A 12735-nucleotide genomic window follows, 5' to 3' on the forward strand; every position below is an offset into this window, starting at 1 on the left:
TGAATAAAAAGGCCGCATTAGAGGATGCGGCCTTTTTACTGCGTGCCGTTATTCGCTCGGGTGAGCCGCTTGCAGCTTTTTAGCCATTTCCAGATGCTTTTTCAGACCTGGCAGCATTTGCTGTGAAAAACCTTTCAACTCGGTGGCGCCTTTGGTTTTGTCATCAGTGACGGTGTTCGCTTGTTTTTCGAACAGCTTGATCGTTTCTTCGTGCGCCATGACCTGGTTATCGGCATAGGAAGCGTCGAACGATTCGTCACGCACCTCGAGGATTTTTTCCTTGGCCTGTTTTACCAGCGTCGTGGTGTCGGGCACTTCGATGTCGTGCTTCTTGGCGATGGCAGCCAGTTCATCGTTTGCCTTGGAATGATCGGTGATCATCATGTTGGCAAATGCCTTGATGTCAGCCGATTTACTTTTTTCGAGAGCAAGACGGCTGGTCTCGATTTCTGCGATGCTGCTGGCCGCTGCGTTTTCGACAAAATCATTGTCGGTGGCAGCGAAAGCGGTGCCCATGCTGGCGCTCAATGCTACTGCCATAGCGAGGTGGCGCAGGTTAAATCGGTCCATTGGTCAATCTCCCATACAGGTTTATTGTATGCGATCAAGTTGATCGTTATTTAATGGAGGCCTGCGCGTTGACAAAGGTTTTATCGCGTTTGGCAGAGGACGACGAACGGCACCGCTGGTCTGATTGTCAGTCGACAGAACCCTCAAACCGAGGCCATTCTGAGGATTGGCAAACGCAATCGATCGCGTTTGCTGCCGATCAACCAAAGGAGGTGTTCCATGCCGGTGACCCACGATCTTTATCAGGATTTGAAACTGTCAAAGGAAGAGATCCAGCAAAAACGCACCAAGGATCCATTACTGGATTCATTGATCAACAAGTATTCGCAGGCGGATGCCGACGTGGTGAAGGCTGAAAGTGCCCGGTCGGACGCGCCGACCGATGATGCACTGAAAAAACTCAAGGAAAAGCGTCTGCAGGTCAAGGACAAGATCGTCCAACAACTTCAGGCGCCGTCCTGATGTTCGTCTCGCCGCCGACGACCAGTGCGTGAATGACTGAACGGCATTAAAACCCGGCACCTCGAATGATCAGGATCCGCATCAACGGATGCAGGCGAGGTGCCTCAGCACAGATCGCTCACCATGGTCGACCTGGATCTGGCTGGATTTTGCGGGGCTGGACTCAATCCCCTGTGGGGGGTGGCCTGCCAGCGACTGCGGTACCAGGTTTCTGCTGGCGCAAACCCACCCACCTCAATTCAAGGCATTCAAAGGTTTCTGCAGCGCCGTGCTCAATGGCAACCTGGCCATATGCGTGGCTTTCAACGAGCCAAAATACAGCCAGTCCCCATACTCACGCACCGTGGTGATCGGCGAATAATTACCGTCGCTGCCATCCTGCAGATTGGCGATCACCTTGCCCCCAAGGTCCAGCCCCAAAACAAACGCCCGCTTCTCGACCGGTATGGGCAATACGGCCAGCGCCCGCACGATCATCTTGCGGGCAAACGGATGCTGGGCCGTGGCGTCAAGCAGTGCGTTGCGCGGCGAATACAGCGCTACCCAAAAACGATCCTTGCCATTGAACGAGAGGTTGTCCGGCAAGCCCGGCAGATTGTCGATGAATACATCATGATTGCCGGCTAACGGACCCTTCAGCCAGTAACGGCTGATGCGATAAGCACCGGTTTCGTTGACCAGCACAAAAGCCTCATCGGGCCCCAGGGTCACACCATTGGCAAACTCCAGTTTCTCCAGCAAAACGTCGGTCTTGCCGGTCTGGAAGTCATAGCGCAGCAAACGCCCATCGCCGCCATGCTCGATAATTGCCTCGCCGTCCTGGCCATACCCAAAGCGGCTGGACGCATCGCTGAAATACGCAAAGTGCCCGGACTCGTCGATCACCACATCGTCGGTGAAGCCGAACGGCACACCATTGGCCTCGGTGCTCAGCGCAACCACCTGACCCTGCGTGTCCAGTGACAGCAAACCCTTGACACCGTCGGCGATCACCAGCAAACCACCGGGGTGGCGAGCCAGGCCTAGCGGCCTCCCACCGGTATCGGCCAACACGGCGGTGGTGTGGCCATCCAGACTGGTGCGAAAGATACGGCCGTCATGCAGGCCGGTGATCAGAACGTTTTCTTCCAGCAGCAAGGCTTCCGGTCCATCAATGCCGGCGGCGCCGACCGATTCGATATTTTTCAGATGTTGATTGTCAGCATAGAGGCCGCTGGAGAGCGAAGGTGCCGGCGCCGGTGACCAGGCCACCGGTTGCACCTTGGTCGGCATCAGCAGCAAAAACGCGCCACCCGCTACCAGGAGCGTCAAAACCCCATGGCGAAATTTGAAGGCTCGACTCATGTCAGTGCTCCTGTCGCGGCCAGGATTGCCGGCGATATCGATCTGATGCTGCATGCGAGTCATGGACGTTCTCGTCGGGTGCCGATGGGTAGGCCCGATCCGTGGTGTCGGCGTGCCACCAGAGTAGCTGATAGTGCGTGTCGATGCGGGCTTTACCTGGGTGTCACAAACGCCATGATTCGGTGAAAAGCGAATTCACGTCAGCGGGTTCCAGCGTTGCGACCAGTCATCGTCGGATTTGATCACCTCACGCAGCAGATCAAAGGCTCGCTGCAAGGTGGCCGAGTCACGTTCGCGGGAATAGACCAGATAGGTCGGGTAACTGAATTCCGGGGCCTTGGGCACGGGTTCGAGTACGCCACTTTCCAGATAACTCTGAACCACCCTCGTCCTGAAATAGCCGCTGCCGCCGTTCTCCAGAATGTATTGCAGGGCCAGTGGGCCGAGATTGAAGCTCAATGCGGCCTTGGCTTTTTCCGGCAGCGCGGCATCATGCTGACGACGGAAGTCCGGCCCCCAATCAATGTAAACATAGGGGTCGGGATTGCCGGCCAGACGAACCAGGATCAGCTTTTCTTCCAGCACCTGCTCGACTTGCAGGCGCGGCCCATATTCCGGCTGGTACACCAGCGCCGCATCGAGGACGCCCAGTTCCAGTTGGCGCAGCAGGTTCTCACCATCACGAATTTCCATGCGCAGGGCATGTCCCGGAATTTTCTCGCGTAATTCGCCGGCCCAACTGAGCATCAGCGGATTGCACAAACTCACCTCGCCACCGATGTGCAGCACGTCGTGGTAACCCTCAGGCAACGGCAAATCCCGGCGTGCTGCTTCCCAGGTTTCCACCAACTGATGGGCGTACACCACAAAGGCTTCGCCGTTCGGCGTCAGGCGCGCACCGGCACGGTTTCGCACAAACAGCGTGCTGCCCAGCTGGCTCTCGAGTTTTTGCACGCGCGCGGTGATCGCGGTCTGAGTGACGTGGAGTTTCTCGGCGGCCGCAGCGAGGCTGCCGTGGCGAACGATTTCCAGAAAAGTGCGGGCGAGGTCGATGTCCATGGAGTGGCCGGTGCGGGGAGTGCGCCATTGTAATCGCATACGTACCCGACAAGGGACCGGTCAGAAGACGAAACATGAGCAACCAGATGTGCTTCACAATGCCGTAAACGACGAATCCCGCCTCAGGGGCGGGATCGGTTTGCAGCCAGACGCGCGTCCTGCAAAAGGGCGCGACGTGCTTACGCCGGGAACAGCTCGGACAGCTTCATTGCCAGCATCATGTCGCCCTCAGCGCGCAATTTGCCACCCATGAACGCTTGCATGCCATCGGTCTCGCCGCTGACGATGCCTTCCAGCGTTTCGCCGTCCATCACCAGAGTGACCTGAGCGTCCGGGTTCTCGCCTTCTTGCAGTTCGCAGGTGCTGTCCTTGACGATCAGCGAGAAGTTCTTGGTGTCGTCGATGCGGAAACCGAAAACCAGGTCCAGACCGGCAGCGGCGGCTGGGTTGAACTTGGCTTTCATTGCTTGTACAGCGTCAGCTACGGAGGTCATGGTTCGATCCTTTTCTTTGGGAATTACAGCTGGAGAATTACAGCTGGGTGATGACAGCCAGGGTCACAATAGTCCGGACTCAGCGAAACGTGATCAGGTCCGGGGCCTTCAGCAGTTGCAGGTGCGCATACCCGTTGAAGGAAGCCAGGGACACCTCGCGACCGCGAAATTTCAATTGGTTGAGCGAGGTGTTGACGATTTGCCAGTTCAATTCGAAAGCCTGTTTGGCAGGCATCCGGGTGATGAGGTGGAGCAGGGCAGTGATGGTGCCGCCGGAGGTGAACACGGCGATTTTCTGCGTATTGTCGGCCTGCTCGAGGATACGGTGCAGACCGGCTTGAACCCGCTCGACAAACCCTGGCCAGCTTTCCAGACCGGGGGCGTCATACGTTCCCGCGAGCCAGCGTTCGATGATCAAGGCAAAGATTCGCTGAAACTCCGCGCGGTTTTGCGCGGCGTTACGCAAGATGTCCAGGGCTTCGGGTTCATCGTCCAGCATGGCCGGCAGCAGCGCGCGGATGACCGCGTCGGCGTCAAACTCGTTGAAGGCGGAGTCGGTTTCAAGTGTCGGGACCGGCACGCCAGCGGCGGCATATTGTTCCAGGGCGCTGCTGGCCGTGTGCTGCTGGCGGCGCAGGTCGCCGGCAAGGCAGCGGTCGAAGCTCAGGCCCAGGCCTGCGAGGTGCTGGCCGAGGATTTCTGCCTGGCGAATACCGGTCGGCGACAGAACGTCGTAATCGTCTGCACCAAAGGAGGCCTGGCCATGTCGAATCAAATAGATGCTGCCCACGTCCGCGTCATCCCGGTACGTTGAAGGTTTGGCGAGGTTATGAGGATGGCGGTGAGCTGTCAATGAAAAAACATACGCTTGTTTGAAAGGCTTGTTTCAGCCTTGTTGCCAGAGGTTTCCCGGCTGGTCGCCGACGCGGCGCATGGGTATGCTGGCGTCATTCCGCGCAATATGTATTGCGCATTGTATTGAAGGAGTCCGTGTGGAGTTTTTGTCCGAGTACGCCATCTTCCTGGCGAAGACGGTGACATTGGTGATTGCCATTCTGGTGGTCCTGGCCAGTTTTGCCGCGCTGCGCAGCAAAGGCCGGCGCAAATCGGGTGGCCAGTTGCAGGTCAGCAAGCTCAATGATTTTTATAAAGGCCTGCGCGAGCGCCTGGAGCAGAGCCTGCTCGACAAGGATCAGCTCAAGGCACTGCGCAAATCCGAAGGCAAGTCCGAGAAGAAGCACAAGAACAAACCCGACGGCAAGGCCAAGGCCCGTGTGTTCGTGCTGGATTTCGATGGCGACATCAAGGCCTCCGCGACTGAAAGCCTGCGTCACGAGATCACAGCGCTGTTGACCCTTGCAACGCCCAAGGACGAAGTCGTCCTGCGTCTGGAAAGCGGCGGCGGCATGGTTCACAGCTATGGCCTGGCCTCCTCGCAACTGGCGCGCATCCGTGACGCCGGCGTACCGTTGACCGTGTGCATCGACAAGGTTGCGGCCAGCGGTGGTTACATGATGGCCTGCATCGGCGAGAAGATCATCAGTGCACCGTTTGCCATTCTCGGCTCGATCGGCGTGGTCGCGCAGCTGCCCAACGTCAACCGCCTGTTGAAGAAGCACGACATCGATTTCGAAGTCCTGACCGCCGGCGAATACAAACGCACGTTGACGGTGTTTGGCGAAAACACCGAGAAGGGGCGCGAGAAGTTTCAGGAAGACCTTGATGTCACCCATGAGCTGTTCAAGAACTTCGTCGCCCGCTATCGCCCGCAACTGGCCATCGATGAAGTGGCCACCGGCGAAATCTGGCTGGGCATTGCCGCGTTGAACCGGCAATTGGTAGACGAACTCAAGACCAGTGACGAATACCTTGCAGAGCGGGCGAAAACTGCCGAACTTTTCCATTTGCATTATGCCGAGCGCAAAAGCCTGCAGGAGCGCATCGGCATGGCGGCCAGCGGTTCGGTTGATCGCGTGCTGTTGACGTGGTGGAGCCGCTTGACCCAGCAACGCTTCTGGTAAACCAGGCGACACAAAAAAGCCCTGGACCGGATGTCCGGTTCAGGGCTTTTTCATGAGCAGCGATTAACGGCGACGGAACAGCGGCAGCGGTTCGTCGGTGGCGGCCTGATAGGTCACCGAGAAGTCCTTGAGGCCTTCGAGGGCTTCGTACGGATCTTTGTCAGGACGAATCGCGAATGCATCAAAGCCGCAGCGATGCAGGTAGAACAGCTGATCACGCAACACATCGCCAATCGCTCGTAATTCGCCTTTGAAGCCATAGCGATCACGCAGCAAGCGAGCGTTGGAGTAGTTGCGCCCATCGGTGAAAGCCGGGAAATTCAGGGCAATCACCTCGAACTCGTCGACGTCATCACCGATCTCTTCCGCTTCTTCGTCAGCATCCAGCCACACACCGAGGCCGCCATCGCGGGCCTTGAGCATGCGGCTGTGTTCACGCCACAGTTGCAGCGGAACGATGTAGTCGTCGCAGTTGGTGATTTCGTCGATGCTGAAGTCCTTTGGCAGCAAGTGCCAGGTTTCGTCGACGACTTCGTTGTTTTTAATGATTCGCTGCATAGACGCGTTCCTTGAAGAGGTCGATGCCAATACGCTGATAGGTATCGATGAAGCGCTCGTCTTCGGTACGTTGTTCGACGTACACGTTGATCAGCTTCTCGATCACGTCAGGCATGGCTTCCTGGGCGAAGGACGGGCCGAGGATCTTGCCCAGGCTCGCATCACGGCTGGCACTGCCGCCGAGGGAAACCTGGTAGAACTCTTCGCCTTTCTTGTCGACACCGAGAATGCCGATGTGGCCGACGTGGTGATGACCGCAGGCGTTCATGCAACCGGAGATGTTCAGGTCCAGCTCGCCGATGTCGAACAGGTAGTCCAGATTGTCGAAACGACGCTGGATGGATTCGGCGATCGGGATCGATTTGGCGTTGGCCAGCGAGCAGAAATCGCCGCCCGGGCAGCAGATGATGTCGGTCAGCAAGCCAATGTTCGGTGTTGCAAAACCTTGCTCGCGCAATTCGCCCCACATGGCGAACAACTGACTTTGTTCGACGTCAGCGAGAATGATGTTCTGTTCGTGGGACGTGCGCAGCTGGCCGAACGAGTAACGGTCAGCCAGATCGGCGACGGCGTCGAGCTGCTTGTCAGTGATGTCACCGGGTGCAACGCCGGTCGGCTTCAGCGACAGGGTGACGGCAACATAACCCGGCTTCTTGTGCGCCAGGGTGTTGCGGCTGCGCCAGCGGGCGAAGCCTGGGTGCTGCCGGTCGAGTTCGGCGAGTTCGGCCGACAGGTTGTCCAGCGCCTTGTATTCAGGGTCCACGAAGTGCTTGGCGACGCGATGCACTTCTGCTTCGGTCAGCGTGGTCTGGCCACCGCGAAGGTGTTCCATCTCGGCATCGACCTTTTGCGCGAACACTTCAGGCGTCAGGGCTTTGACCAGAATCTTGATCCGCGCCTTGTACTTGTTGTCGCGACGGCCATAGCGATTGTAGACACGCAGGATGGCGTCGAGATAACTCAACAGGTCTTGCCACGGCAGGAATTCGTTGATGAACGCACCTACCACCGGCGTACGGCCGAGGCCACCACCCACCAGCACACGGAAACCCAGCTCGCCGGCGGCGTTGTGTACCGGCTCCAGGCCAATGTCGTGGACTTCGATGGCGGCACGGTCGGATGTTGAACCGTTGATGGCAATTTTGAACTTGCGCGGCAGGTAGGCGAATTCCGGGTGGAACGTGGTCCACTGACGGACAATCTCGCACCAGGGGCGCGGGTCGATCAGCTCATCGGCTGCGACACCGGCGAACTGGTCGGTGGTGACGTTGCGCAGGCAGTTGCCGCTGGTCTGGATCGCGTGCATCTGCACAGTCGCCAGCTCAGCCAGAATATCGGGAATGTCTTCCAGTGCCGGCCAGTTGAACTGCACGTTCTGCCGGGTACTGATGTGGGCGTAGCCCTTGTCGTAGTCGCGGGCGACCTTGGCCATCATTCGCGTCTGGCGCGAAGTCAGTTGGCCGTAAGGCACCGCCACGCGCAACATCGGCGCAAAACGCTGGATATAAAGCCCGTTTTGCAAGCGCAGAGGGCGGAATTCTTCTTCGCTCAGCTCGCCTGCCAGATAGCGTCGGGTCTGATCACGGAACTGCTTGACGCGGTCCTCGATGATCCGCTGATCGTACTCGTCGTATACGTACATATAAGTCCTGTTCTCAGGCTTGGGCCGGTCGGATCCAGTGGCGTTTTTCGCTTGCTGAAGTTTCCGATACTGCCTCGGCAATTCTGCGCGCACGGCCGCGCACTCCCTACGGAGCCGGGGCAAGATACCAGTTTGGAGTTATGCGCAAAAGTGATGTTTGAATATATGTAAAGAACTAAAAAGACTAACGACATGCAATGTCGATAAACCCACATTTGTGGTGCGGGCAATCCTCGTCTTTACTGTGATCGAGTCTTTATGCAATCACCGATAAAACCGACAAGAGGCGATGCAATGAGCAACCCTACCAAAGCTACAAAGCCTGACAGTACGGTCGATGCCTGGGCCATTTTGTTTCTGATCGTGCTGGTGGTGGGCACGGCAGTGTTCTGGGTCAGTCACCAATAATCGACAGTGTCCGGGCGACGGTCATAAGGCCGTTGCCGGGCTGACTCAAGTTCCCGCCAGATGCACCACCAGTGTGACAATGCCAAACAGTGCCAGCGCAAACAGCGCCGTGAACAGCACCCCCAGCATCACAAAGTGACTCGGCTTGCCGTGGGTGAAATCCCGTTCGCGATTTTTCCCGCTCTGCACCCCGAGCGCGGCCGCCAGGACACTGTGCACCATCTGCCACAGGGTGGGCGGTTTGTGATATGCTGGATCGTCCATAAGTCCCTCGTCCCGTGTGGGTGAAGCGTCAGCATAGACAACTCACCCAAGACTGGCGCTCCCACAGGGCGGTGCGTTGGCCACAAAATTGTGGCCAATGGAACAGGTTAGTTGTCGTAACCCAGGTTCGGCGCCAGCCAGCGTTCGGTCACACTCAATTCCTGACCCTTGCGCGACGTATAACTGTGCACCTGGTCCTTGTCGATTTTGCCGACGGCGAAGTATTGCGCCTGCGGATGAGCGAAATACCAGCCACTGACCGCTGCTGCCGGGAACATCGCGTAGTGCTCGGTGAGGAACACGCCGCTGCGACCTGCTTTCATCTCACTCGCTTCAGGGTCGAGCAATGCAAACAGTGTCGACTTCTCGGTGTGATCCGGGCACGCCGGGTAGCCCGGAGCAGGGCGGATGCCGGTGTATTGCTCCTTGATCAGCGCTTCGTTATCGAGCGACTCGTCCTTGGCGTAACCCCAGTAATCCTTGCGCACCTGCTGGTGCAGCCACTCGGCGCAGGCTTCCGCCAGGCGGTCGGCCAAGGCCTTGACCATGATCGAGTTGTAATCGTCGCCAGCGTCCTGATACGCCTTGGCCACTTCTTCGGCACCAATGCCGGCGGTGGTGATGAAGCCGCCGACGTAGTCAGTGATCTCGCTGTCTTTGGGGGCCACGAAGTCCGCCAGGGAAAAGTTTGGCTTGCCGTCGGTCTTGATGATCTGCTGGCGCAAGTGATGCAGTCGGGCCAACGGCTTGCCGTCGTCGCCATACACTTCGATATCGTCGTCGCGCACCTGATTGGCTGGCCAGAAACCAAAGACTGCGCGGGCACTGATCAGTTTTTCGTCGATCAGTTTGGCGAGCATTTCCTGAGCGTCGGCGTACAGCGCGGTGGCGGCTTCACCGACCACTTCGTCCTGCAGGATGCGCGGGAATTTGCCGGCCAGGTCCCAGGAAATGAAGAATGGCGTCCAGTCGATGTATTCAGCGAGGACTTTCAGGTCGATGTTGTCGAGCACTTTGGAGCCGGTAAACGTCGGCTTGACCGGCGCGTAGGTGCTCCAGTCGAATTGCGGCTTCTTGGCAATCGCCACCGGGTAGCTCAGGCGCTCGGTGCGGGCACTGCGGTTGGCGGTGCGTTCGCGCACGTCGATGTAGTCCAGACGGGTTTTTTCGACGAAGCCGGCTTTCAATTCTTTCGACAGCAATTGCGTCGCCACGCCGACCGCGCGGGATGCGTCGGTGACATAAATAACCGCGTCGTTGCTGTACTTCGGCTCGATCTTCACCGCCGTGTGCGCTTTGGAAGTGGTGGCGCCGCCGATCATTAACGGCAGATGGAAATCCTGACGCTGCATCTCGCGCGCGACGTGGACCATTTCATCCAGCGACGGTGTGATCAGACCGGACAGGCCGATGATGTCGCACTTCTGCTCCTTGGCCACCTGGAGGATTTTCTCCGCCGGCACCATCACGCCCAGGTCGACAATGTCGTAGCCGTTGCAGCCGAGCACCACACCGACGATGTTCTTGCCGATGTCGTGCACATCGCCTTTCACCGTGGCCATCAGGATCTTGCCCTTGGCTTCCGGCTTGTCGCGTTTTTCCAGCTCGATGAACGGGATTAAATGTGCCACGGCCTGCTTCATCACGCGGGCGGATTTGACCACTTGCGGCAGGAACATTTTGCCGGCCCCGAACAGGTCGCCGACGATGTTCATGCCGGACATCAGCGGGCCTTCGATCACTTCGATCGGGCGGGCGAACGACAGGCGCGATTCTTCGGTGTCTTCGACGATGTGCGTGGTGATGCCTTTGACCAGCGCATGCTCGAGGCGCTTGTTGACCTCCCAGTTGCGCCACTCTTCGGTTTCGGCTTCCTTGACGCTGCCATCGCCCTTGTACTTGTCGGCGATGGCGAGGAGGGCGTCGGTGCCTTCAGGGGTGCGGTTGAGGATCACGTCTTCGACGGCTTCGCGCAGTTCCGCCGGGATCTGGTCGTAGATCTCCAGCTGACCGGCGTTGACGATGCCCATGGTCAGGCCATTACGGATCGCGTACAGCAGGAAAACCGAGTGAATCGCCTCGCGGACCGGGTTGTTGCCGCGGAACGAGAACGACACGTTGGACACGCCGCCCGACGTCAACGCATATGGCAGTTCATCGCGGATGTAAGCACAGGCATTGATGAAGTCCACGGCGTAGTTGTTGTGTTCTTCGATACCGGTGGCCACGGCGAAGATGTTCGGGTCGAAAATGATGTCTTCCGGCGGGAAGCCGACTTCGTTGACCAGAATGTCGTAGGAGCGTTTGCAGATTTCTTTTTTGCGCGCTTCGGTATCGGCCTGACCGGCTTCGTCGAACGCCATCACCACTACGGCAGCGCCATAGCGCTTGCACAGCCTGGCGTGGTGAATGAACTGCTCGACGCCTTCTTTCATGCTGATCGAGTTGACGATGCCTTTGCCCTGAATGCACTTGAGGCCGGCTTCGATGACTTCCCATTTCGACGAATCGATCATGATCGGCACGCGGGAGATGTCCGGCTCCCCGGCAATCAGATTGAGGAAGGTGACCATCGCCTTCTTCGAATCGAGCATGCCCTCGTCCATGTTGATGTCGATGATCTGCGCGCCGGCTTCGACCTGCTGCAGTGCAACTTCAAGGGCTTCGGTGTAGTTGTCTTCGCGGATCAGGCGGGCGAATTTGGCCGATCCCGTGATGTTGGTGCGCTCGCCGACATTGACGAACAACGAGCTGCGATCGATGGTGAACGGCTCCAGGCCCGAGAGGCGGCAGGCCTTGGGGATGTCCGGGATTTCACGCGGTGCGTAACCGGCCACGGCTTTGGCGATGGCTTCGATATGGCCCGGCGTGGTCCCGCAGCAACCGCCGACGATATTGAGGAAACCGCTTTGAGCGAACTCTTCGATGACCTTGGCGGTTTCCGATGGCAGTTCGTCGTATTCGCCGAATTCGTTTGGCAGGCCGGCGTTGGGGTGCGCGGAAACATGGGTGCTGGCCTTGTTCGACAGCTCTTCGAGGTACGGACGCAGTTCGCTGGCACCGAGGGCGCAGTTCAAGCCGACCGAAATCGGTTTGGCGTGCGCCACTGAGTTCCAGAACGCTTCGGTGGTCTGGCCCGACAAGGTGCGGCCGGAGGCATCGGTGATGGTCCCCGAAATCATGATTGGCAGTTCGATGCCCAGTTCTTCGAACACCCCTTGCACGGCGAAGATCGCGGCTTTGGCATTGAGGGTGTCGAAAATGGTTTCGATCAGAATCAGGTCGGCGCCGCCTTCGATCAGGCCTTTGGTGGCCTCGGTGTAGTTCTCCACCAATTCATCGAAGGTCACGTTGCGATAGCCGGGATTGTTGACGTCCGGCGACAATGAGCAAGTGCGGCTGGTCGGCCCGATCACGCCGGCGACGAAGCGCGGCTTGTCCGGGGTCTCCAGTGTCTTGGCGTCGGCCACCTTGCGCGCAAGGCGTGCGCCTTCCACGTTCAGTTCGTACGCCAGGCCTTGCATGCCGTAGTCAGCCAGCGAAACCTGGGTCGCGTTGAAGGTGTTGGTTTCAAGAATGTCGGCGCCGGCATCCAGGTAGGCTTTCTCGATCGAGCCGATCACGTCCGGGCGGGTCAGCACCAACAAGTCGTTGTTGCCCTTGACGTCGCTCGGCCAGTCGGCGAAGCGTTTGCCACGGTAATCCTGCTCTTCGAGCTTGTAGCTCTGGATCATCGTACCCATGCCGCCGTCGAGAATCAGGATGCGCTCTTTGAGGGCGTGCTTGAGAGCTTGAAGGCGAACACTGCGATCGGACATTGGGACTACTCGAAAAGACCATGACGAAGGGGCGGGATCATAACAAACCTGTGCGGTTTTTGAGCATGGTGCGTTTTTGCATGAATATCGCTCAT

The 12735-nt window shown here is 58.3% G+C and carries 11 protein-coding genes; 2 read left to right on the forward strand and 9 right to left on the reverse strand.

The window, feature by feature from the left end; genetic code table 11:
- Positions 1 to 48: 48 nt before the first annotated feature.
- Positions 49 to 570 (reverse strand): DUF4142 domain-containing protein, encoded by a 522-nt coding sequence (locus ACYZT1_RS13235; RefSeq protein ID WP_462015175.1) that lies wholly within the window; start codon positions 568 to 570, stop codon positions 49 to 51.
- Between the two features lie 219 nt (positions 571 to 789).
- Between ACYZT1_RS13235 and ACYZT1_RS13240 the strand changes: the two genes are divergently transcribed.
- Positions 790 to 1032 carry a DUF465 domain-containing protein gene (locus ACYZT1_RS13240; protein WP_462015176.1) on the forward strand — a complete coding sequence of 81 codons (243 nt, stop codon included), beginning with the start codon at positions 790 to 792 and terminating at the stop codon, positions 1030 to 1032.
- A gap of 234 nt (positions 1033 to 1266) precedes the next feature.
- Here the strand turns inward: ACYZT1_RS13240 and ACYZT1_RS13245 are convergent, their stop codons facing one another.
- From ACYZT1_RS13245 to ACYZT1_RS13260, 4 genes are all read right to left on the reverse strand, one after another.
- Positions 1267 to 2376: an SMP-30/gluconolactonase/LRE family protein gene (locus ACYZT1_RS13245; RefSeq protein ID WP_462019243.1), complete on the reverse strand. Its 1110-nt coding sequence runs from the start codon at positions 2374 to 2376 to the stop codon at positions 1267 to 1269.
- Positions 2377 to 2571: 195 nt separating this feature from the next.
- Complete coding sequence (locus tag ACYZT1_RS13250) at positions 2572 to 3435, reverse strand: LysR family transcriptional regulator (RefSeq protein WP_462019244.1); 864 nt, start codon at positions 3433 to 3435, stop codon at positions 2572 to 2574.
- Positions 3436 to 3614: 179 nt separating this feature from the next.
- Positions 3615 to 3929, reverse strand: a complete 315-nt coding sequence (locus ACYZT1_RS13255) for an SCP2 sterol-binding domain-containing protein (protein WP_008154977.1) — start codon at positions 3927 to 3929, stop codon at positions 3615 to 3617.
- A 79-nt stretch (positions 3930 to 4008) separates the two neighbouring features.
- The gene (locus tag ACYZT1_RS13260; RefSeq protein WP_462015177.1) at positions 4009 to 4719 is read right to left on the reverse strand and encodes a histidine phosphatase family protein; all 711 of its coding nucleotides are present in this window, start codon (positions 4717 to 4719) and stop codon (positions 4009 to 4011) included.
- Between the two features lie 202 nt (positions 4720 to 4921).
- Here ACYZT1_RS13260 and sohB point away from each other — a divergent pair, with 202 nt between their 5' ends.
- Positions 4922 to 5950, forward strand: coding sequence for a protease SohB (gene sohB, locus ACYZT1_RS13265; protein WP_462015178.1), 1029 nt, complete (start codon positions 4922 to 4924; stop codon positions 5948 to 5950).
- Between the two features lie 63 nt (positions 5951 to 6013).
- On the opposite strand, the gene ACYZT1_RS13270 is transcribed toward sohB, so the two are convergent.
- The 4 genes from ACYZT1_RS13270 to metH all read right to left on the reverse strand — a co-directional run bounded on the left by ACYZT1_RS13270 (position 6014) and on the right by metH (position 12640).
- Positions 6014 to 6508, reverse strand: coding sequence for a DUF934 domain-containing protein (locus tag ACYZT1_RS13270; RefSeq protein WP_462015179.1), 495 nt, complete (start codon positions 6506 to 6508; stop codon positions 6014 to 6016).
- On the reverse strand, positions 6492 to 8150 hold the full coding sequence (locus tag ACYZT1_RS13275; protein ID WP_462015180.1) for a nitrite/sulfite reductase: 1659 nt from the start codon (positions 8148 to 8150) through the stop codon (positions 6492 to 6494). Before ACYZT1_RS13275 ends, ACYZT1_RS13270 begins: the two co-directional genes overlap by 17 nt.
- 453 nt (positions 8151 to 8603) lie before the next feature.
- On the reverse strand, positions 8604 to 8822 hold the full coding sequence (locus ACYZT1_RS13280) for a DUF2970 domain-containing protein (RefSeq protein ID WP_462015181.1): 219 nt from the start codon (positions 8820 to 8822) through the stop codon (positions 8604 to 8606).
- A gap of 107 nt (positions 8823 to 8929) precedes the next feature.
- Positions 8930 to 12640, reverse strand: a complete 3711-nt coding sequence (metH, locus tag ACYZT1_RS13285; RefSeq protein ID WP_462015182.1) for a methionine synthase — start codon at positions 12638 to 12640, stop codon at positions 8930 to 8932.
- Positions 12641 to 12735 lie beyond the last annotated feature (95 nt).

The sequence above is a fragment of the Pseudomonas sp. PB3P13 genome, from assembly GCF_054897735.1.